Here is a 21,147-nt window from a genome sequence, read left to right as displayed (position 1 = left end):
CCACAAGCGAGGCGGTTGCCACACGGGCAACCCCTTCGCTCACGACCGGGAGGGTGCGCGGCGGTTTAGAGACCGACGTGCTTTTGATAGCGGATGATGCTGGAGAACTCTGGAATATCCAGGCTCGCCCCGCCGACCAGGGCACCGTCAACATTGGGTTCGCGCATGAACGCGGCGATATTGCCGCTCTTGACCGAACCGCCATAGAGGATGCGAGTCTTGTCGGCGGCGTCCTGCCCAAGCAGTTCGGTGAGAACGCCGCGTAGGGCTGCGGCGACCTGTTCGGCCTGTTCAGGCGTTGCCGCCTGTCCGGACCCAATGGCCCAAACCGGTTCGTATGCGACGACGATATCGGCGGCGTTGGTGACGCCGGCGAGGGCGGCACGCAGCTGAGCGACGGGAACGGCGCTTGGACCGTGAACGGCGAGGTCTTCAGCACTTTCCCCCACGCAGATCAGCGGCACGAGATTGTGCTTCAAGGCTGCGGTCACCTTCGCGGCGACCTGCTCATCGGACTCATTGTGCAGGATGCGGCGTTCGGAGTGCCCGATGATGACGTACTGGCACTCCAGCTGAGCCAGGAACGCCCCGGAGATCTCGCCGGTGTAGGCTCCGGATTCCTGCGCCGAGACATCCTGCGCACCAAAGGCGAGCGGCAGCTTGTCGGCCGAAACCAGGGTCTGCACGCTGCGCAGGTCGGTGAACGGCGGAAAGACTGCCACCTCCACGGCGGCGAAATCATGATTGGCGTCCTTGAGATTCCAGGCGAGCTTCTGCACGAAGGCGATGGCCTGGAGGTGGTCCAGGTTCATCTTCCAGTTGCCCGCGATCAGCGGTGTACGCCGAGGGTTGATGTTCACTGCCATCCGAGGACCTCCAGTCCTGGCAGGCGCTTACCCTCGAGGAACTCGAGGCTGGCACCGCCGCCGGTAGAAATATGACCAAATTGGTCGTCGTTGAAACCGAGAATACGCACGGCCGCGGCGGAATCGCCACCGCCGACCACGCTGAGGCCGGTGACCTCGGTGAGTGCGGCGGCCACGGTACGGGTGCCCTCCGCGAACGGTGCGAGTTCAAAAACGCCCATCGGGCCATTCCAGAACACCGTGTTCGATGCTCGAATTATTTCGGCAAACGCCAGAGCGGTGTCTGGTCCAATGTCGAGGCCGAGTCCGGCTGCGCCGAACGGGGTGTTCTCGATACCGTCGGCCGGTGTGATGACGTGTTCGGCATCTGCACCGAATTTCGAGGCGACAACGACATCGGTCGGGAGCACGATTTTGACGCCGAGGCGATCCGCCTCGGCCAAGTAACCGCGAACCGTGTCGATCTGATCGCTTTCAAGCAGGCTCGCGCCGACCTGGTGCCCCTGCGCGGCCAGGAACGTGAATAGCATTCCGCCGCCAATCAGCAGCGAATTCACGCGCGGCAATAGGTGACCGATGACGCCGAGCTTGTCGCTCACCTTGGACCCGCCGAGGATGACCGTGTACGGCGCCTCTGGCTTTTCGGTGAGGCGATCAAGAACGTCGAGTTCGGCCGCGATGAGCAGTCCGGCAGCGCTCGGAAGGAGCGAGGCGAGATCGAACACGCTGGCCTGCTTGCGGTGGACAACGCCGAAGCCATCCGAAACGAGCGCGTCGCCGAGCAGCGCGAGCTGCTGGGCGAACTCGAGTCGATCAGCATCCGTTTTGCTGGTTTCTCCGGCGTTGAAGCGCAGGTTTTCCAGGACAACGATTTCACCGTTCTGCAGCGCTGCGACGGCCTCGGTGGCCGAGGCGCCGACGGTGTCGGTGGCGAAGGCCACCGGAAGGGCCACCAGTTCGCTCAGGCGAGCAGCGACCGGCTTCAGGCTGTACTGGGGATCAACAGCCCCGTCGGGACGCCCGAGGTGAGAAACAATCACCACGCGGGCGCCCTGAGCGACGAGGGCGTTGAGAGTGGGCAGTGACGCCCGCACTCGTCCGTCGTCGGTGATCTGCCCGTTTTTCAACGGAACATTCAGGTCGAAGCGGACAATAACCCGCTTGCCGGTGAGGGAACCAAGCGAGTCAATCGTGCGTAACGTCACCGGGGGCCGTTAGAGTCGCTCGGCGACGAACTCAGTGAGGTCAACGAGGCGGTTGGAGTAACCCCACTCGTTGTCGTACCAGGAAGCAACCTTGACCTGGTCGCCGATCACCTTGGTGAGGCCGGCGTCGAAGATCGAGGAGTGCGGGTCGCCGACGATGTCGCTGGAGACGATCGGGTCCTCGGTGTAGCTGAGGATGCCCTTGAGGGGGCCCTCGGCTGCAGCCTTGTAGGCGGCGTTCACTTCTTCGACCGTGACCGGGCGCGAGGCCGTCAGGGTGAGGTCGGTGATCGAGCCGGTCGGAACCGGAACGCGCAGCGCGTAACCGTCGAGCTTGCCGACGCTCTCCGGGATGACCAGGCCGAGTGCCTTGGCTGCACCGGTAGAGGTCGGGATGATGTTCAGCGCGGCGGCACGGGCACGACGAAGGTCGCTGTGCGGGCCGTCCTGCAGGTTCTGGTCTGCGGTGTAGGCGTGGATCGTGGTCATGAGGCCACGTTCGATGCCGAAGTTGTCCAGGAACACCTTGACGAGCGGCGCGAGGCAGTTCGTGGTGCAGGACGCGTTCGAGATAATGTCGTGAATCGCAGCGTCGTAGGTGTCTTCGTTCACACCGAGCACGAGCGTGGCAACGTCAGCACCGGTTGCCGGGGCAGAGACGATGACCTTCTTGGCGCCGGCCTCGATGTGCTTCTGCGCGTCGACGGCCTTGGTGAAGCGACCGGTGGACTCGATGACGATCTCGACGCCCAGGGCTGCCCAGGGGAGGTTGGCCGGGTCGCGCTCGGCGAGCACCTTGATGGGCTTGCCGTTGACAATGATATTGTCACCGTCCACCTCGACCGAGGCGTTCAAACGACCGGCGACGGAGTCGTACTTGAGCAGGTGTGCGAGCGACGCGGGGTCGCTGAGGTCGTTGACGGCGACGATTTCGATGTCGCTGCCCTTCGCGAGGGCTGCGCGGAAGTAGTTACGGCCAATACGGCCGAATCCGTTGATGCCGATCTTTACGGACACAAATAACTCCTGTTAGAAAAGGGCGCCGACTGGCGCGATGAAAAGTGATGCACTACTGGGTACTGGAGGAAAACAGCGGTGCCCCGCCCGCGCACCGAAATGCTGGGGTGGGGCACCGGCAGGCTATGAGAGTAGCAGCAGGCCGTTGGTCTTCTCGCGTGCGACGGTGAAACGCTCCTGAACGTTCGCCCAGTTGGCGATGTTCCAGAACGCCTTGACGTAGTCAGCGCGCACGTTGCGGTAGTCGAGGTAGTAGGCGTGCTCCCAGACATCGAGCATGAGAACCGGAACGGTACCAGCAGCGAAGTTGGACTGCTGGTCGAAGAACTGCTGGATGATCAGGCGCTGGCCAATGGAGTCCCAGGCGAGAACTGCCCAGCCGGAACCCTGCACGCCCAGGGCAGCGGCGGTGAAGTGCGCCTGGAACTTATCGAAGGAACCGAAGTTGTCATCGATCGCGGCGGCGAGCTCTCCGACAGGCTTGTCTCCACCGTTCGGGGAAAGATTGGTCCAGAAGATGGAGTGGTTGACGTGGCCGCCGAGGTTGAAGGCGAGGTCCTTCTGCAGCTTGTTCACGTTGGCGAGGCTGCCGCTGTCGCGGGCCTCGGCGAGCTGGGCCAGCGCGGTGTTCGCGCCGGTGACATACGCCTGGTGGTGCTTGCCATGGTGGAGTTCCATGATGGTACCGCTGATGCTGGGCTCAAGAGCCGAGTAGTCATAGTCAAGGGTGGGCAGGATATATTCAGCCATTACTTATCTCCTCTTCAGTGGTGGTGCCACATCGGATGCGGCGACCTTGTAAGCACATTCAAGTGTACCTGCGCGGTTCCCAGGCACAGAATTGATGACTTCAGGCGTCTTCCGGGTGAACCGGGTAGGGAACGTCGGTTCCCTCGATGCCGAGCTCGACCGCTTTCTTATCTGCCATGGCGAGCAGGCGGCGGATCCGGCCGGCGACGGCGTCCTTGGTCATCGGCGGATCGGCGTGGTGGCCCAGTTCATCAAGGCTGGAGTCACGAAAATTGAGGCGGAGATCGCCGGCATAGCGCAGGTGTTTGGGGATATCTTCGCCCAGGATGTCCATGGCGCGCTGAACGCGGGCACAGGCGGCGACCGCGGCTTCGGCCGAACGGCGCAGGTTCGCGTCATCAAAGTTGACCAGCCGGTTGGCGGTGGCACGCACTTCGCGGCGCTGCCGCAGTGTCTCCCAGTTGAGCACGGTGTTGGTGGCGCCCATGTGCACGAGCATCGCCCCGATGGCATCGCCGTCACGGATGACGACCCGGTGTACCCCGCGAACTTCGCGCGCCTTGGCCGCGACGCCGAGGCGTCCGGCAGCCCCGACCAATGCCATGGCGGCTTCGTTGCCGGGGCAGATGACCTCGAGGGCCGCCGAACGGCCCGGATCCGTCAGAGTGCCGTGGGCGAGGAAGGCTCCGCGCCAGACGGCGGCGATTTCTTCCTTCGAGCCGGTGGTGAGACGGTTGGGCAGACCTCGAATCGGTCGCCGACGGGCATCCAACAGGCCAGTCTGTCGTGCCAGTGTCTCCCCACCCTCGATGACCTGCACGAGGTAGTGGCTGGACTGGCGCAGGCCGGCGGCGGCAATGACCTGCAGGGCGCTGCGCACTCCGTACAGCTCGGCCAGGTCCTTCCGCACCCGGCGAGCCAGGATGGCGGTGTCCAGTTCGGATTCGATCGCGATGCGGCTGCTGATCATGTGCAAACCTCCGGAGAACCGGAGAATAGTGGCCAGTTCGGCCGCGCGCACGGTGGTCTTGGAGACCTCCACGCGCGAAAGTTCGTCTTTAACGTCGGCGGTGAGTGCCAATCGCTTTTCCATTCTGTTGATCAGTTGCGTTAGGTCTGAGGGATGAGAGTGCGGTGGAGCAGCGGATGCTGCGCCCGGTCTCGCTTATTCGCGTCCGAGGTCGCGGTGCTTGATATTAACCGCGACTCCGGGAAGTTTTTCGAGTCGGGACGCCAGTTCCCGGGCCATGGCGACGGAGCGATGTTTGCCTCCGGTGCAGCCGATGCCGATCGTGGCATGGCGTTTGTTTTCCCGCTGGTACCCGGCCAAAACCGGTGCCAGGGCGGCCGCATAGTGGTCGATAAATTCGAGGGCACCATTTTGGGCAAGTACAAAGTCTCTCACTTCCGGATCGACACCGGTGTGCGCCCGCAGCTCTGGGATCCAAAACGGGTTCGGCAGGAAGCGGGCATCGGCCACCAGATCGACATCCGTCGGCAGGCCGTACTTGAAGCCAAAGCTCATAATGGTGAGCTGCACGCCGGCCGATCCGGCTGCGGCGAATCGCTCAGTGATGGCCGTCGCCAGCTGGTGCACATTGAGGTCTGAGGTGTCGATGACCAGGTCGCTCGACTCCCGCACGGTCAGCAGGCGAGACCGCTCCGCCGCGATGCCATCGAGCAGGGTGCCATCACCCTGCAGAGGGTGCGGCCGACGTACCGATTCGAAGCGGCGCACGAGCGCGTCATCCCGCGCTTCGAGGAAGATCACCTGAACCTGCGTGTTACTTCGCAATTGCTGCACGGTTTCGAGAAAGTCACCGAACAGATCGCGGCCGCGAATGTCGACCACGGCGGCGATCTTGGGCAGGTTGGTACCGGCCCGTTCGACCAGATCGACCAGGGGCCGCAGCATTTGCGGGGGCAGATTATCGACAACGTACCAGTCGAGATCCTCCAGCGCATTGGCGACGGTCGAGCGACCCGCCCCGGACATTCCCGTGACGATCAGCACTTCCTGCTTGTCGGGATCCGTAGTCATACGTTCAAAGCGCCTTAATGAAAAGTTGTTGGACTATCCAGCCTACCCAGCGGTGGGCGGTTCACGCGCGCAAATGGGCGTGGATCGCCTCGGCCAGCACCGGGCCGATGCCGCGAACATCTGCTATTTCCTGCACGGATGCGACCTTGAGCCGGGCCACCGAACCGAAATGCTGCAGCAGGACCTTGACCCGGGCGGGGCCGAGCCCGGCGATCTCCCCCAAGATCGAGGCTACGTCCTTCTTACGTCGGATGCGCTGATGGGTGATGGCAAACCGGTGAGCTTCGTCGCGGATGCGCTGGATCAGGAACAGCGCGTCGCTGTTGCGCGGCAGAATCACCGGGTAGTCGGAGTCGGGCAGCCAAATTTCTTCGAGCCGCTTGGCGATGCCACACAGTTGAATTCCGGTCACGCCCGATTCAGCGAGTGCCCGTTTGGCTGCGGCGACCTGCGGCTGGCCGCCGTCGACGATGAGCAGGTTGGGTTGGTACTTGAATTTGGCCCGCTTCTGCTCGACCTGGGCGATGTCGCTCTGACCGGCGACTGCGGTCGGAGCGGGATCTGCGGCATCCGCTGCCCCGTATTCGGGTTTCAGGTAGGCGAGCCGGCGCGTGAGAATCTGGTAGATCGAGTCGGTGTCGTCGGTGGACACTGGAATGTTGAAGCGGCGGTATTCGTCTTTGCGGGGTAACCCGTCTTCGAAGACAACCATCGACGCGACAATGTTGGTGCCGCTGAGGTGGGACACGTCGTAGCATTCCATCCGCAGCGGCGCGGCCGGCATCTCCAGGGCTTCCTGAATGTCTTCGAGCGCCTTCGACCGTGCGACGAAGTCGGAGCTACGCCGGGTTTTGTAGAGCATGAGGGCCTGTTTGGCGTTGTTGGTGGCCGTGACGAGGAGGGCAGCCTTCTCGCCGCGCTGCGCAGCCACCAGCCGTACCTTGCGCCCGGCCAGGTCGGCCAGCCAGGTCTCGAGGGCCTCCGCGTCGTCGGGCAGTTCGGGCAGTACGATCTCGCGCGGCGGCTTCGACTCGTTGTTGTAGGCAGTCTGCATCATGGAGTCGATGAGCTCGCTCCTGGTCACGTCGAGCTCCTTGTCGACCATCCAACCGCGCACACCGCGGATGCGACCGCCCCGCACGATGAACAGCTGCACGGCGGCGGCCAACTCGTCTTGCTCGATGGCGAACAGGTCGATGTCGACGTTGTCCCGCAGCACCACGGCGCTCTTCTCGAGCACGGCGTTGAGCGCCCGCACCTGGTCGCGCCGTTTGCCGGCGATTTCGTACTGCTGCGCCGCTGCTGCGTCTTTCATCTCCTGGGTGAGCTCGTTGATGAGTTTCTTGTCGTGACTCCTCATGAAGCTGACGAACTCATTGACGATCTTGCGGTGATCCTCCATCGAGACCAGGCCGGAGCAAGGGCCGAAGCAGCGCCCGATCTGGCCGGCGAAACACGGCTTGCCGCTCTGCATTGCCCGTTTGTAGTTGGCGTTGTTGCAGGTGCGGATGGGGAAAGCCTTGAGCATGAGCTCGATGGTTTCGTGCACGGCCCACACCTTGGGGTACGGCCCGAAGTAGCGGGCGCCCTTGATATTCTCGGTGCGGGTGACGAGCGCGCGCGGCGCCTCATCGCCCAGGGTGACGGCGAGGTAGGGGTAGGACTTGTCGTCCTTGAACTGCACGTTGAACGGCGGATCGAACTCGTTGATCCACATCCACTCGAGCTGCAGGGCTTCAACCTCGGTGCCGACGACCGTCCACTCGACCCCGGTCGCGGTGGTGACCATGCGGCGGGTACGTTCGTGCAGGCTGTACAGCGGCGCGAAGTAGTTGCTCAGCCGGGCCCGCAGGTTCTTGGCCTTGCCGACATAGAGGATGCGCCCGGTCGCATCGCGAAACCGGTAGACCCCGGGGGTCGTGGGAATCTCGCCCGTTTTCGGGCGATAGCTCAGGGCATCAGACATGGCCTCGCGGCCGCCTAGCCGGCAGCCAGGACCTCCTTCAGGAAGGAACCGGTGAAGCTCTTCTTGACCGTGGCGAGGTGCTCAGGGGTGCCGGTCGCGAGTACCTTGCCACCGCCGGAACCACCCTCTGGGCCGAGGTCGATCACCCAGTCGGCGGACTTGATGACGTCGAGGTTGTGCTCGATCACGATGACGGTGTTGCCCTTGTCTACGAGGCTGTTGAGCACGAGCAGCAGTTTGCGCACGTCTTCGAAATGCAGGCCCGTGGTCGGCTCGTCGAGCACGTATACGCTGCGACCGTTGGACCGGCGCTGCAGCTCGGTGGCGAGTTTCACCCGCTGGGCCTCGCCGCCGGAGAGGGTCGTGGCGCTCTGGCCGAGGCGCACATAGCCCAGTCCGACCTCGACCAGCGTCTTGAGAAAACGGTGGATCGACGAGATCGGCTCGAAGAAATCGGCCGCCTCGCTGATCGGCATGTCGAGTACCTCGGCGATGTTCTTGCCCTTGTAGTGCACGGTGAGGGTGTCGCGGTTGTACCGGTCTCCCCCGCACACCTCGCAGGCCACGTACACGTCGGGCAGAAAGTTCATCTCGATCTTGATGGTGCCGTCACCCGAGCAGGCTTCACAGCGGCCGCCCTTGACGTTGAAGCTGAAGCGACCGGGCAGGTATCCGCGGGTCTTCGATTCGATGGTCTCGGAGAACAGGGTGCGGATCTTGTCGAACACGCCGGTGTAGGTGGCCGGGTTGGAGCGCGGGGTTCGGCCAATGGGTGCCTGGTCAACGTGGATGACCTTGTCGAGCTGCTCGAGACCGGTGACCCTGGTGTGCTTGCCGGGCAGCTTGCGGGCGCCGTTCAGCCGATTGGCGAGCACGCGGTAGAGGATGTCGTTGACCAGCGATGACTTGCCAGATCCGCTGACCCCGGTGACGGCGGTGAAGGTGCCGAGCGGGAACGTCACCGAGACCTTTTGCAGGTTGTTGGCCTCGGCACCGGTGACGCCGATGAGGCGCTCCGGGTCGATCGGGCGGCGGGTCGTCGGGGTGGCGATGGACTTGCGCCCGGCCAGGTAGTCGCCGGTGAGCGACTTGGTGTTGGCGAGCAGCCCCTCGTAGGAGCCGGAGTGCACGACGTGTCCGCCGTTGACCCCGGCGCCGGGGCCGATGTCGACGATCCAGTCAGCGGTTTTGATGGTGTCTTCGTCGTGTTCGACCACGATGAGCGTGTTGCCGAGGTCGCGCAGGGTGACCAGCGTCTCAATCAGGCGACGGTTGTCGCGCTGGTGCAGGCCGATGCTGGGTTCGTCGAGCACGTAGAGCACCCCCGTGAGCCCGGAACCAATTTGAGTGGCCAAGCGGATGCGTTGTGCCTCACCGCCGGAGAGGGTCGCCGCAGCCCGGGCGAGGTTGAGGTAGTTGAGCCCGACTCGAATGAGAAAGTCGAGGCGCGCGCGAATCTCGCGCAGCACCTGGGCGGCGATGGCGGCCTCGCGGTCGGTGAGCGTGAGCTGGTCCATGAACTCGCGGGCGTCGCTCAAACTGAGCGCGCAGACATCCGCAATGCTCGCGTCGTGCACGAGCACGGCGAGCACCTCGGGCTTGAGCCTCGTGCCCTTGCAGACGTGGCAGTCGACCTCGCGCAGGTATTCCGACCACCGCTGCCGCTGGGTGTCGCTCTCGGCCTGCAGGTACTGGCGTTCGATGTAGGGCACGACACCCTCGAAGCCGGAGGTGTAGCTCATTTCACGCCCGTAGCGGTTCTTCCATTTGACCCGCACCTCGAAGTTGTCGCCGCGCATGACGGCGTTCTGCACCTCGCTGGTCAGGTCACCCCAGGGAGTGTCGAGCGAGAAATCGAGGTCGCGGGCGAGACCGTCGAGGAGCTTCTCGTAGTACTGGAACAGGCCCTTGCCCTGGGTGGTCCAGGGCAGTACGACACCCTCAGCGATACTCAGGTCCGGGTCGCCGAGCAGCAGGTCTTCGTCGACGGACATGCGGGTGCCGAGGCCGGAGCACTCCGGGCAGGCGCCGAATGGGGCGTTGAACGAGAAGGTGCGCGGTTCGATTTCGGTCAGCTGCACCGGGTGGTTGTTCGGGCAGGAGAGCTTCTCGGAGTAGTTTTGCCAGGCCTTGTCGCCTTCCTCGTCGAGAAAGTTGATCTGCACGAGGCCATCGGTGAGCTTGAGCGCCGTTTCGAGCGAGTCGGTGAGGCGACTGAGCAGTTCGGGGCCGGCGACCAGACGGTCGACAACGACGGAAATGTCGTGCTTCTGCTGCTTCTTGAGCGTGGGCGGTTCGCTCAGCTGAATCTGGGTGCCGTCGACGATCGCGCGGGAGTAACCGCCACCGGCGAGCTCTTGGAAGAGGTCGACGAACTCGCCCTTCTTCTGTGAAATGACCGGGCTGACCACCTGGTAGCGGATGCCCGCCTTCAGTTCCATCAGCTGGTCCGCGATCTGCTGCACGGTCTGCGACTGGATGATCTCGCCACAGATCGCGCAGTGCGGCACGCCGATACGGGCCCAGAGCAGGCGCATGTAGTCGTAGATCTCGGTGATCGTGCCGACCGTGGACCGCGGGTTGCGGTTGGTGGACTTCTGGTCGATCGAGACCGCGGGGCTCAAACCCTCGATGAAGTCCACGTCGGGGCGGTCAACCTGCCCGAGAAACTGCCGAGCGTAGGCCGAGAGTGACTCCACGTAGCGGCGCTGGCCCTCGGCGAAGATGGTGTCGAAGGCGAGCGACGACTTTCCCGAACCGGAGAGACCCGTGAAGACCACGAGCGCATCGCGCGGAATCTCCAGATCTACGTTGTGAAGGTTGTGTACGCGGGCTCCGCGCACACTAAGTTTGGGACCTGTTTCTACCTTGGTAATCGACACTCATTGAGTCTATGCAACGCCGCTGACAGTGCCTGACAGCAGGCATCGCCGAGAGCGAACACCGGCACATCCCGATATTGTTTCAGAGTATGTATATACTCGGTGACTAATAGCCGTTTGAATTGCCGGAGGTCGTATGTCTGTTCGCCAGAGTCTGCTCGCCATCCTGAACCAGGGGCCGTGCTACGGCTACCAGTTGCGGGCCGAATTCGACCGTCGCACCGGGTCGACCTGGCCGCTCAACGTTGGCCAGATCTACAACACCCTCGATCGGTTGGAGCGCGACGGTCTGGTGCAGAAGGCCGATATCGACGCCGACGGTCAGAATTACGTCGAGATAACGGATGCCGGACGTGCGGAGGTCGCCGACTGGCTCGGCTCCCCCGTGGTGCGCACAATGGCCACCCGTGACGAGCTCGCCATCAAGCTCGCGATCGCCGTAACGCTGCCCGGCGTCGACATCGCCCAGGTGATTCAGGTCCAGCGCACCGCCACCATGCGCACCCTGCAGGAACTGACCCGCACCAAGAACGCGACCGCCGACCCGGAATCATCCGAGCAGCTGGCCTGGCTGCTCGTGATCGACTCGCTCATCTTCGCCGCCGAGGCTGAAGCGCGCTGGCTCGACCACTCGGAGCACCGGCTGGCTAGAGCCCGCGCGGCCGGCCTCGCCGCTCCGCTGCCGCTCAACACCGAGGTGCCCAAGCGCGGTCGCCCGGCCAAGACTGCGGCGGCAAACGCATGACAGGCTCCGACATTCTCTTGCAGCTCGACGGAATCTCGATGCAGTACGGCCGCGGCGAGACCGCGATCACCGCGCTTGCGGGAGTCGACCTGTCGGTGCGCCGCGGCGAACTCGTGGCCGTGATGGGGGCATCCGGTTCGGGAAAATCGACCCTTCTAACGGTGGCCGGCGGACTCACCCCACCGACGGCCGGGGAGGTCGTCGTCGAAGGGCACTGGCTGAGCCAGCTCTCGGCCCGCGAACTCGCGACCCTGCGCCGGCGCAGCCTCGGCTTCGTGTTTCAGGATTTCAACCTGATTCCCTCACTGACCGCGCTCGAAAACGTGAGCCTGCCACTCGAACTCGACGGGTGGACCTCGAAGAAGGCGCACCGCCCCGCCCTCGACGCCCTCAATATCGTCGAACTCGGTGACCGGGCCCAGCATTTTCCCTCTGATTTGTCGGGCGGCCAGCAGCAGCGGGTGGCGATCGCCCGCGCCGTCGTCGGCGGCCGGTCGTTGATTCTCGCCGATGAACCTACCGGCGCCCTCGATAGCACGACCGGCGAGCTTGTGTTGCGGATGCTCCGCTCGCGAGTCGACGCTGGTGCCGGCGGCATTCTGGTCACCCATGATGCCCGCCACGCGGCCTGGGCCGACCGGATCGTCTTTCTGCGCGACGGGCGGATCGTGGACGAGTCGCGGGCATCCGCTGTGTCGAGCCTGCTGAGCGGGCTGCCGGCATGAGCGTTGAGCCGAGTTCGCTTGGCGGGAAGCGTTCGGGGAGTACCCGGATCGCGTTTCGGATCGCCCGGCGAATGGCCCTGCAATCCCGCGGCCGCAGCGCGCTGATCGCGCTGCTCGTGGCCATTCCCGTGGCCGGACTGGTCGGAATCACCACGGTGGACGCGAGCAACACCGCCTCCCCGGCCGAACGGGTCATGCTCGAACTCGGCTCGACAGAGGCGCGGGTGATGATCGTCGCGTCGCCCGACCCGAAGTTCACCCAGGACCCGCTCAACGACCGCAGTTGGGGGCCGAGCGACGAGGCATTCAACGGCGAAGCCGCGCAGTCCATCGAGCCGGAGCCCGTCACCGGCGCCGCGCTGTTCCCAGCCGGAACCCGTTTGTTGTCCATAAGGCAGGCCAACATCGTCGCCGAGACGAAGGACGGACTCGGCTCCTTCACTGCGGTGCAGGGACAGCCGTGGGATGCGTCCTTCGCCGGAAAATGGGATGTCACCAGCGGTTCCGCACCCGCGAATGATGGCGAGATCATGGTGACCGCCGCCGCGCTCGACCGCTTGGGGGCAACGGTCGGGTCGACGGCTGTGATCACCGCCCCCGAGCCCGGCGAGTTCACCATCGTCGGCACAATCCGAAGCGCCTGGCTCGACGACGCGGCGGTCTCGTTCTACGGTCTCCCCGGCGCCTTCGACGGGGTCCTGCCCGATGATTCCGACCTGCTGACCGAGTGGTATCTGCCCGACACACCGCTGACCTGGAGCCAGATCGGCGACCTCAACCCGCGCGGCGCCACCGTGCTCTCCCGCTCCGTGCTGCTCGACCCGCCGCCGGTGGGCAGCTATCCCCTGGACGGCACCGTCTCCTTGAGCTTTTTTGATTCGTTCCTCATGCTGCTCGGCGGTTTCGCCCTGTTCGAGGTGGCCCTGCTCGCCGGCGCCGCGTTCACCGTCGGCGCCCGAACCCAGCAGCGCACCCTGGCAACCCTGGCCAGCGTCGGCGGCGACAAGCGGATGCTGTTTCGCGTTATGTCCTTCGGCGGCGTCATCCTCGGCGCCGTCGGAGCGGGCCTGGGAACGGTGCTCGGCCTGGCCGGCGCATGGATCTTCATGCAGATTTCGGCGAACGGCAGCGCGGCGCGGTATCCGGGGTTTCACCTCGATCTGCTGTCGCTGCTGATCATCGCGGCCTTCGCCGTTCTCGCCGGCTGGTGCGCTGCCGCGGTGCCGGCCCGGGCAGCCGGCCGGATCGACGTTCTGGGAGCGCTCCGCGGCGCCCTACGTCCGCCGCGCCCGACGCGGCGACGCCCAGTGGCGGGGATCATCCTGCTGGCCCTCGGTGCGATCGTCGCTGTGACCGGCGGACTGGTCGAGCTCGCCGCGTACCTCCCCGTCTATCAGGTGTGGCTGGCCAATTTCGGAATCGGCCTGATCATCGCCGGGCCGGTGATCATGCAGCTCGGAGCGGTGTTCCTCGCTCCGCTGATTCTGCGCTGGGCCGCCGGGCTCGCCTCACGGTTCGGCCCCGGCGCCAGACTGGCGACCAGGGACGTGGCCCGGAATCCCGGGCGCAGCGTGCCGGCCCTCGCTGCCATCATGAGCTGCGTTTTCGTCGCCGCCTTCGCGATGAGCCTCATCTCGACCTTCCAGGTGAACTCGGTCAAGGACTACTACTATTCTGTTCCCGAGGACACGGCCTGGGTGAGCCTGAACGCCTACGTCGACGAACCGCCGTACGGGACGATGCTGCTCGAGAGCGGACCAGAGGTTCGTAACGCCTTGGACGGGGCCTTCCCCGACTCCCGGGCGCGCCTGCTCAACAGCGTCGCGAACCCGCCCTCATGGGTCGAGACCCCGGCCGACGGCGAGACCGCAACCGGCAGCACAGCCCCCGTTTTCGCGTACCCGCGCATCGATCCGGGCACGGTGTGCCCGAGCGACGCGACTCGGTCGGAGGCCGGTCATCAGGAAGATCGCACCGACATTCGCTGCCCGACGCCGTACTACCTCGATCCGATCATGTCGAGCATCAGCGAACACATCTGGGTGGGCGACCTAGCAGATTTCGCTGCCATTCTCGGCGTGCCGGTATCAGACCAGTCCCGGGCCACGCTCGCCGCCGGCGGTGCGGTAAGCACCTACCAGCAGTACGTGGTCGATGACACGATCCACCTCGACTGGATGGCCACCCTCGACGCAACCGTGGCACCGGCCCGCAGCGTGGCGCTGGCCGGGAGCGTGCAGTCGCCGGAGCATCCGCTGCCCTATGCGATCTTCATGCTCACGGAGACGGCCGATTCCCTGGAGCTGGACCATCGACCAACCATGGTCGTCAGCAGCCTCAATGCCGCTCCGACTCAGGCACAGCAAGACCAGGTGCAGGGGGCCGTCACCGCCGTCGAACCAGGTCTGTTCGTGCAGGTCGAGCCAGGGCCACAGGCCTTCGGCGCATCGTGGAGCTGGGTTCTCGTTGCCCTCACCGCGATCATCGCCCTGGTCACGGCGTCGATCACCATCGGACTCGCCCGCGCTGACGGGCACCGGGACAACGCGGTGCTCACCTCGCTCGGGGCGTCTCCACGGGTGCGCCGGGCGTTCGGGTTCTGGCAGGCGGTGGTGATCGTCGGCCTCGGCAGCATTATTGGGGTGCTGCTCGGCCTGGTGCCGTCGCTCGCGCTGTCGCTGACCCGCGATACCGCTGGGCAGTCTCTGCTGCCGTTCACTCCCCCGTGGCTGCAGCTCGCCCTGATCGTGGTGGCGCTGCCGGCGGTCGTCGCGGTCGGCGGTGCCCTCACGGCCGGCGGTAACCGCACCCGGTTCAGCAATCGGGCCGCGTTCGACTGAGTCGGCCGGGGCATCCGCTCTCGTGGCACTGGTTTGAGAAGTTGGCCCTGGTGTGAACAAGCGCCAGCTTCTCAAACACGTGCCTTGATCCGAAACGGGAGCTGTGACGGCCCGGTCGGTGGCGCGGTCGCGGTTATTGCAGGTGGCCGGCCTTCTCCATCTGGCGCAACTCGCGCTTGAGCTCGGAGAGCTCATCGCGCAGGCGGGCGGCGAGCTCGAACTTCAGCTCGCCAGCAGCCTCGAGCATCTGCGAATTGAGGTCGGCGATGATCGACTCGAGGTCGTTGGCACCGTTCGCTGCCAGGCCGACCCGGCGGTTGGGCGTCGACGACTTACGGCGGGCATCGCGACCGGCGAGAAGTTCGGCGGTGTCGGCCTCTTCGCGGGCGAGGGCCTCGGTGATGTCGCCGATGCGTTTGCGCAGCGGGGTCGGATCGATGCCGTGCAGCGTGTTGTAGGCGACCTGCTTCTCGCGGCGGCGGTCGGTCTCGTCGATCGCCTTTTCCATCGAGGCGGTGAGCCGGTCGGCGTACATGTGTACCTCGCCGGACACGTTGCGGGCGGCGCGCCCGATGGTCTGGATGAGCGACGTGGCCGAGCGCAGGAAGCCCTCCTTGTCGGCGTCGAGGATGGCGACGAGGGATACCTCGGGCAGGTCGAGGCCCTCACGCAGCAGGTTGATGCCGACGAGCACGTCGTAGATTCCGGCGCGCAGTTCGGTGAGCAGCTCCACCCGGCGCAGGGTGTCGACGTCCGAGTGCAGGTAGCGCACCCGTACCCCAGCCTCGGTGAGAAAGTCGGTGAGGTTCTCGGCCATCTTCTTGGTGAGCGTCGTGACCAGTACGCGTTCGTTGCGTTCAGAACGCTTCTTGATCTCTTCGAGCAGGTCGTCGATCTGGCCTTTGCTCGGCTTGACGATGATTTGCGGGTCGATCAGGCCGGTCGGGCGGATGATCTGCTCGACGATGCCATCCGCTATGCCCATCTCGTATTTACCCGGCGTGGCCGACAGATACACGGTCTGACCGACTCGGTTCTTGAACTCGTTGAACTTGAGCGGTCGGTTGTCGAGCGCGCTCGGCAGCCGAAAGCCGTGGTCGACGAGGGTGCGCTTGCGCGAGGAATCGCCCTCATACATGGCGCCGATCTGCGGCACGGTCACGTGCGACTCGTCGATGACCATGAGAAAATCGTCGGGAAAATAGTCGAGCAGGCAGTGCGGAGCCTCCCCCGGTTCGCGCGCGTCGATGTGCCGGGAGTAGTTCTCGATACCCGAGCAGAAGCCGATCTGCTCCATCATCTCGAGATCGAAGGTGGTGCGCATGCGCAGCCGCTGGGCTTCGAGCAGTTTCCCCTCGCGCTCGAGCACCTGGAGGCGGTCGGCCAGTTCGATTTCAATGGTGCCGATCGCCCGGCGCATGACGTCGTCGCTCGCGACATAGTGCGAGCCGGGAAAGACCGAGACCGCGTCGAGTGTCTTGACGATGTCACCGGTGAGCGGATGCAGGCTGTGCAGCGCCTCGATCTCGTCGCCGAACATCTCGATGCGAATCGCGAGCTCTTCGTACATGGGGATGATCTCGATGGTGTCGCCGCGAACCCGAAAGTTGCCGCGAGAGAAGTCGACATCGTTGCGCTTGTACTGCATGGCGACGAATTTGCGCACCAACCAGTCGCGACTGACCTTCTGCCCCACCTGCAGGGCGATCATGGCCTGCATGTAGCCTTCCGGCGTGCCCAGACCGTAGATACACGACACCGTCGACACCACGATGACGTCGCGGCGGCTCAGCAGCGAGTTCGTGGTGGAGTGCCGCAGCCGTTCGACCTCTTCGTTGATTGAGGAGTCCTTCTCGATGAAGGTGTCGGTCTGGGGTACGTAGGCTTCCGGCTGGTAGTAGTCGTAGTAGGAGACGAAGTATTCGACCGCATTGTTGGGCATGAGGTCGCGGAATTCATTCACCAGCTGGGCGGCCAGCGTCTTATTGTGGGCCAGAACGAGCGTCGGACGTTGCACCTGCTCGATCAGCCAGGCGGTCGTCGCCGACTTGCCGGTTCCCGTGGCACCGAGCAGTACGATGTCGGTTTCGCCGGCGTTGATACGGGCCGTCAGGTCAGCGATCGCGGCCGGCTGATCGCCACTCGGCGTGTACTCACTGACCACTTCAAACGGGTTCACAGAGCGCGTTGGTTCCATACCTTCATTCTACAAAGGCGGTCTGACAGTCAGTCTTGCGCAGCAGAAGACGGCGAGCGGATGCCGTCGGTCACAGCGATCTTGCCGGCTTCAGCCGCGAGAACCCGCTCCCAGAGCGCGTCGACCGGCGCTAGTGTCGCGGCGATGGACCCGGTGTTGTTGATCACAACGTCAGCGATGGCGAGGCGCTCCTCGTCAGTGGCTTGGGCTCCAATCCGCTGAGTAGCTTCCGCCTCGGTCAACCCGCGGAGGTCGATCATGCGCTGAATTCGGGTTGCGGCATCGGCGTGCACGACCACGACGAGATCGAAGGTCACCAGGCCGCCGGCGACAGCCTCGGCCAAAAGCGGAACGTCATAAACCACGATGGCATGCGGATCGGCGGCGTCCGCGGCTGCAATCCGGTCGCGGGTGAGCTGGCGCACCGCCGGGTGGGTGATCGCGTTCAATCGTTCGCGTCGCTCCGGATCAGCGAAGATGATGGCACCGAGCGCCGGCCGGTTGAGACTGCCATCCGGCAACACCACACTATCGCCGAACTCCGCTTGGATCGCGGCGAGGCCGACAGTGCCGGGTGCGACGACCTCGCGGGCCAACTGGTCGGCGTCAATGCCCACAGCGCCGAGCTCCGCCAACCGTTTCGCCACTGTGCTCTTGCCCGACGCGATACCGCCGGTCAGCCCAATCAGATACATCCCGCCAGACTATCTGCTGGCTCGGCTTGCACCGCGCGCAAGCGCCAAGCGAATGCGCCGACTCCTCGCGGGCCCCCGCGTCGAAGTTTCGGTCTGGGTTCACTCGGATACCCGAAATCATCACCGCAGACCCAGTGTTGGTCGTTCCCGTAGTGCACGTTCGGGATGCCCTCGAATCGTTTTGCCAGGCTCGCCCGAACCTCGTCCTTGCCCACGTATTGGTCGCCACGGGGCGGAGTTCCTCGCGGCATGGAGACGACGCAATCGTTTGCGAAGTAGCCCATGATGGCGTCGAGGTCGTGGTCATTGCCAGCCTCCAGGAATCCCCCAAGCACTTCGCCTGTCAATTCCTCCCCCATGCGCGTCAACGTATCTGCTTATTCGAGGACGCGCTTGATCTCAGCAAGTAACGCCTCACCGTTGAGGTCTGGTTTGTTCATGACGACGACGGGTTGTCCTGGATCGCTGTCGATGGTGTCTTGTTGCTCGTCGGTGATCGCCGGATCGCCGGTCTCAGCAGATTTGACGCAGTAGGTGGGTTTCTCCACATACGACGTCACCTGCCCGATGGTTTCCCGGTCTTCGTCAACGACAAGAATGCGGCGGGGATAGGAACGATTGGGGCACAACCCCAGCAGGGCAAGGGAATTCTGCAGTTCCGCGCGCTGGAGCGGTTTTTCCAGCACGGCCGCTGCGCCACGACTCAGCGCCACACTCATGTCCGCATCGCCGGCAATGACCACGACCGGAATTAACGCAAGTTTTGGCGAATCATGCAGCTGCAGCAAAAAATTCCACCCGTCTATGCCCGGCAATTTCACGTCGAGGGTGATGAGGCTGAGCGGAATTTTGCGGGCGAGAACGAGTGCCTCCTCGCCTGAGGATGCGACAACCACCGCGAAACCTTCGGCTTCGAGGAAAAGACGGACGAGCTTCGCCGACTTGTGGTCGTCCTCGACGACGAGGGCAGTGGACGTTGCCCCTGACTCAGCATCGGCGGTAACGGCGTCGCGGAGACCCGGGAAAAAGAATTTGGAGTCGTGGTCAGCCGTGGCGATCACTTCGTGCAGGGAGCCTTCCCCGACTGCAGTACCATTTTCGTCCTCGGGTATCAAAGATTGCTGCGGTCCGGAGCCGGAAGATGCTCTGACCACGGCGCTGGGGTTGGGCGCTGACGCCGTATCGGCAAGCGGATCGCCGTCGGTGATCGTTCGGCCAGCACGGCGCGGCAGGCCGTTGGCTGACGATGACAGAGCTCCGTCGAACGGTGTGCCTGCGTCGTCAGTCGAGCTCCGCCATTCAGAATTGTTCTCGACCCGGTTGCCGGCGTAAGTAACGGGACGAAAACTATTCATGAAACTCTCCGATGAGGCTGTGAAACCGTTGCGCACTGTGCCATTCCAGCCAGAAACCGATCGCACATGGGGATAGCCGCATCCGCTCGGTAATTGTGTAAATACCGGGACGCAACAAAATAGAGGAAATTTCCTCACTACTAGGTATACCACGAACCACGACGTGTCTAATGACGGCTGCGTAGTGACGGCGGATGCCACTGTGAGCGCGGTCCGTCGGCATCCGCTTTCCTCGCCCCGGTTAAACACGGCGGGCCGCATCCCGAAAGATGCGGCCCGACGTGCGCAGTCACACTGCGTAGCTGTGAAACAGCGCTGTGGTTAAGCTGTGGTGCTAGTTGCCGCCGGAGAGCTTCTCGCGGAGAGCCGCGAGTGCTTCGTCGTCGGCAAGCGTGCCGGCGCCAGCCGACTCGCTCGAGAAGGCAGAGCCGGCCGGTGCGACGTCGCTGGGGGCAGCGATCTCGTCGTTCGCGGTCGAAACCTGCTTCTTGTGGGCTTCCCAGCGAGCCTGGGCTGCAGCGTAGTCCTGCTCCCACTTTTCGCGCTGCTCGTCAAAGCCTTCGCGCCACTCGTTGGTCTCGGAGTCGAAGCCCTCGGGGTACTTGTACTGGCCCTTGTCGTCGTACTCGGTGAGCATTCCGTAGAGCGCCGGGTCGAACTCGGTGCCGTCGGGGTCGACGCCATCGTTGGCCTGCTTGAGGCTCAACGAGATGCGGCGACGCTCGAGGTCAATGTCGATGACCTTGACGAAGACCTCGTCGCCGACCGAGACAACCTGCTCGGCGAGCTCGACGTGCTTGCCGGAGAGCTCGCTGATGTGCACGAGGCCCTCGATGCCCTCTGCGACGCGAACGAACGCACCGAACGGAACGAGCTTGGTGACCTTACCCGGTGCAACCTGGCCGATGGCGTGGGTGCGGGCGAAGACCTGCCACGGGTCTTCCTGCGTAGCCTTGAGCGACAGCGAGACGCGCTCGCGCTCGAGGTCAACTTCGAGGATCTCGACGGTGACTTCCTGGCCAACTTCAACGACCTCGCTGGCGTGCTCAATGTGCTTCCAGCTGAGCTCGGAAACGTGAACCAGACCATCGACGCCGCCGAGGTCGACGAACGCGCCGAAGTTGACGATCGAGGAGACGACGCCCTTGCGGACCTGTCCCTTCTGGAGGTTGTTGAGGAACGTGGTGCGGCTTTCGCTCTGCGTCTGCTCGAGCAGGGCGCGACGCGACAGCACAACGTTGTTGCGGTTCTTGTCGAGTTCGAGGATCTTCGCTTCGATTTCCTGGCCCAGGTACGGGGTCAGGTCGCGAACGCGACGAAGTTCGATGAGCGATGCCGGCAGGAAGCCGCGCAGGCCGATGTCGACGATGAGTCCACCCTTGACGACCTCGATGACCGAACCGGTGACAACACCGTCGGACTCCTTGATCTTCTCAACGTCACCCCATGCACGCTCGTACTGAGCGCGCTTCTTGGAGAGGATGAGGCGGCCTTCTTTGTCTTCTTTCTGAAGAACGAGGGCCTCGACCAGGTCGCCGACCTTGACAACCTCAGAGGGGTCAACGTCGTGCTTGATGGAAAGTTCGCGAGAGGGGATGACACCCTCAGTCTTGTACCCAACGTCGAGGAGAACCTCGTCGCGGTCGATCTTCACTACGGTGCCCTCGATGAGGTCTCCGTCGTTGAAGAATTTCAGAGTCTTTTCGACCGCGGCAAGAAAGTCTTCAGCAGATCCAATGTCGTTGATGGCGACCTGCTTGGGTGCCCGTTCGGTCGTTGCGATTGTCATGTAGTAGTTGCTCCAGGATGGACATAGTCGGGCCAGACGCGAAAAATAGTGCAGGTGTTTTTGGATGCTCCGCG

General features: G+C 64.0%; 15 protein-coding genes. 3 read left to right on the top strand and 12 right to left on the bottom strand.

The annotated features are described in order from the left end of the window. Positions 1-65: 65 nt before the first annotated feature. The 8 genes from tpiA to uvrA all read right to left on the bottom strand — a co-directional run bounded on the left by tpiA (position 66) and on the right by uvrA (position 10,727). Positions 66-866, bottom strand: a complete 801-nt coding sequence (tpiA, locus tag E3T46_RS06145) for a triose-phosphate isomerase (RefSeq protein ID WP_174845379.1) — start codon at positions 864-866, stop codon at positions 66-68. Beyond that, positions 857-2,071, bottom strand: coding sequence for a phosphoglycerate kinase (locus E3T46_RS06140; RefSeq protein ID WP_134577860.1), 1,215 nt, complete (start codon positions 2,069-2,071; stop codon positions 857-859). The genes tpiA and E3T46_RS06140 overlap by 10 nt, the downstream gene beginning before the upstream one ends. 9 nt (positions 2,072-2,080) lie before the next feature. Continuing rightward, positions 2,081-3,088, bottom strand: a complete 1,008-nt coding sequence (gap, locus tag E3T46_RS06135; protein ID WP_134577859.1) for a type I glyceraldehyde-3-phosphate dehydrogenase — start codon at positions 3,086-3,088, stop codon at positions 2,081-2,083. 123 nt (positions 3,089-3,211) lie between these two features. Next, on the bottom strand, positions 3,212-3,838 hold the full coding sequence (locus E3T46_RS06130) for a superoxide dismutase (RefSeq protein ID WP_134468989.1): 627 nt from the start codon (positions 3,836-3,838) through the stop codon (positions 3,212-3,214). Positions 3,839-3,938: 100 nt separating this feature from the next. Further along, positions 3,939-4,919, bottom strand: a complete 981-nt coding sequence (gene whiA, locus E3T46_RS06125; RefSeq protein ID WP_092448546.1) for a DNA-binding protein WhiA — start codon at positions 4,917-4,919, stop codon at positions 3,939-3,941. An 84-nt stretch (positions 4,920-5,003) separates the two neighbouring features. Further along, positions 5,004-5,879, bottom strand: a complete 876-nt coding sequence (gene rapZ / locus E3T46_RS06120) for an RNase adapter RapZ (RefSeq protein ID WP_134577858.1) — start codon at positions 5,877-5,879, stop codon at positions 5,004-5,006. 61 nt (positions 5,880-5,940) lie between these two features. After that, the gene (gene uvrC, locus E3T46_RS06115) at positions 5,941-7,845 is read right to left on the bottom strand and encodes an excinuclease ABC subunit UvrC (protein WP_134577857.1); all 1,905 of its coding nucleotides are present in this window, start codon (positions 7,843-7,845) and stop codon (positions 5,941-5,943) included. A gap of 14 nt (positions 7,846-7,859) precedes the next feature. After that, positions 7,860-10,727 carry an excinuclease ABC subunit UvrA gene (uvrA, locus tag E3T46_RS06110; protein WP_104132814.1) on the bottom strand — a complete coding sequence of 956 codons (2,868 nt, stop codon included), beginning with the start codon at positions 10,725-10,727 and terminating at the stop codon, positions 7,860-7,862. A gap of 136 nt (positions 10,728-10,863) precedes the next feature. Here uvrA and E3T46_RS06105 point away from each other — a divergent pair, with 136 nt between their 5' ends. The 3 genes from E3T46_RS06105 to E3T46_RS06095 all read left to right on the top strand — a co-directional run bounded on the left by E3T46_RS06105 (position 10,864) and on the right by E3T46_RS06095 (position 15,037). Then, a complete protein-coding gene (locus E3T46_RS06105; protein ID WP_092448542.1) occupies positions 10,864-11,472 on the top strand; it encodes a PadR family transcriptional regulator in 609 nt (202 codons plus the stop codon). Next, positions 11,469-12,197: an ABC transporter ATP-binding protein gene (locus tag E3T46_RS06100; protein ID WP_092448541.1), complete on the top strand. Its 729-nt coding sequence runs from the start codon at positions 11,469-11,471 to the stop codon at positions 12,195-12,197. Before E3T46_RS06105 ends, E3T46_RS06100 begins: the two co-directional genes overlap by 4 nt. Before the next feature lie 71 nt (positions 12,198-12,268). Next, positions 12,269-15,037, top strand: a complete 2,769-nt coding sequence (locus E3T46_RS06095; RefSeq protein ID WP_166790183.1) for an FtsX-like permease family protein — start codon at positions 12,269-12,271, stop codon at positions 15,035-15,037. A 133-nt stretch (positions 15,038-15,170) separates the two neighbouring features. On the opposite strand, the gene uvrB is transcribed toward E3T46_RS06095, so the two are convergent. The 4 genes from uvrB to rpsA all read right to left on the bottom strand — a co-directional run bounded on the left by uvrB (position 15,171) and on the right by rpsA (position 21,073). Then, positions 15,171-17,234 carry an excinuclease ABC subunit UvrB gene (uvrB, locus tag E3T46_RS06090; protein ID WP_134577855.1) on the bottom strand — a complete coding sequence of 688 codons (2,064 nt, stop codon included), beginning with the start codon at positions 17,232-17,234 and terminating at the stop codon, positions 15,171-15,173. A 29-nt stretch (positions 17,235-17,263) separates the two neighbouring features. After that, positions 17,264-17,929: a dephospho-CoA kinase gene (gene coaE, locus E3T46_RS06085; protein WP_134577854.1), complete on the bottom strand. Its 666-nt coding sequence runs from the start codon at positions 17,927-17,929 to the stop codon at positions 17,264-17,266. A gap of 377 nt (positions 17,930-18,306) precedes the next feature. Continuing rightward, positions 18,307-19,284, bottom strand: a complete 978-nt coding sequence (locus tag E3T46_RS06075) for a response regulator (protein WP_166790182.1) — start codon at positions 19,282-19,284, stop codon at positions 18,307-18,309. A 334-nt stretch (positions 19,285-19,618) separates the two neighbouring features. Then, positions 19,619-21,073: a 30S ribosomal protein S1 gene (gene rpsA, locus E3T46_RS06070; RefSeq protein WP_092448535.1), complete on the bottom strand. Its 1,455-nt coding sequence runs from the start codon at positions 21,071-21,073 to the stop codon at positions 19,619-19,621. Positions 21,074-21,147: the final 74 nt, after the last annotated feature.

The sequence above is a fragment of the Cryobacterium sp. Hh11 genome (assembly GCF_004404045.1).
GTDB classification, from domain to species: Bacteria; Actinomycetota; Actinomycetes; order Actinomycetales; family Microbacteriaceae; genus Cryobacterium; species Cryobacterium levicorallinum.
This window is presented reverse-complemented; position numbering and strand designations above follow the sequence as displayed.

Bases quoted from the DNA above. Each gene is read 5' to 3' on its own strand.
- tpiA (WP_174845379.1), bottom strand. From the start codon at position 866: ATGGCAGTGAACATCAACCCTCGGCGTACACCGCTGATCGCGGGCAAC.
- E3T46_RS06130 (WP_134468989.1), bottom strand. From the start codon at position 3,838: ATGGCTGAATATATCCTGCCCACCCTTGACTATGACTACTCGGCTCTT.
- rapZ (WP_134577858.1), bottom strand. From the start codon at position 5,879: ATGACTACGGATCCCGACAAGCAGGAAGTGCTGATCGTCACGGGAATG.
- uvrC (WP_134577857.1), bottom strand. From the start codon at position 7,845: ATGTCTGATGCCCTGAGCTATCGCCCGAAAACGGGCGAGATTCCCACG.
- E3T46_RS06105 (WP_092448542.1), top strand. From the start codon at position 10,864: ATGTCTGTTCGCCAGAGTCTGCTCGCCATCCTGAACCAGGGGCCGTGC.
- E3T46_RS06100 (WP_092448541.1), top strand. From the start codon at position 11,469: ATGACAGGCTCCGACATTCTCTTGCAGCTCGACGGAATCTCGATGCAG.
- E3T46_RS06095 (WP_166790183.1), top strand. From the start codon at position 12,269: ATGGCCCTGCAATCCCGCGGCCGCAGCGCGCTGATCGCGCTGCTCGTG.
- uvrB (WP_134577855.1), bottom strand. From the start codon at position 17,234: ATGGAACCAACGCGCTCTGTGAACCCGTTTGAAGTGGTCAGTGAGTAC.
- coaE (WP_134577854.1), bottom strand. From the start codon at position 17,929: ATGTATCTGATTGGGCTGACCGGCGGTATCGCGTCGGGCAAGAGCACA.
- E3T46_RS06075 (WP_166790182.1), bottom strand. From the start codon at position 19,284: ATGAATAGTTTTCGTCCCGTTACTTACGCCGGCAACCGGGTCGAGAAC.
- rpsA (WP_092448535.1), bottom strand. From the start codon at position 21,073: ATGACAATCGCAACGACCGAACGGGCACCCAAGCAGGTCGCCATCAAC.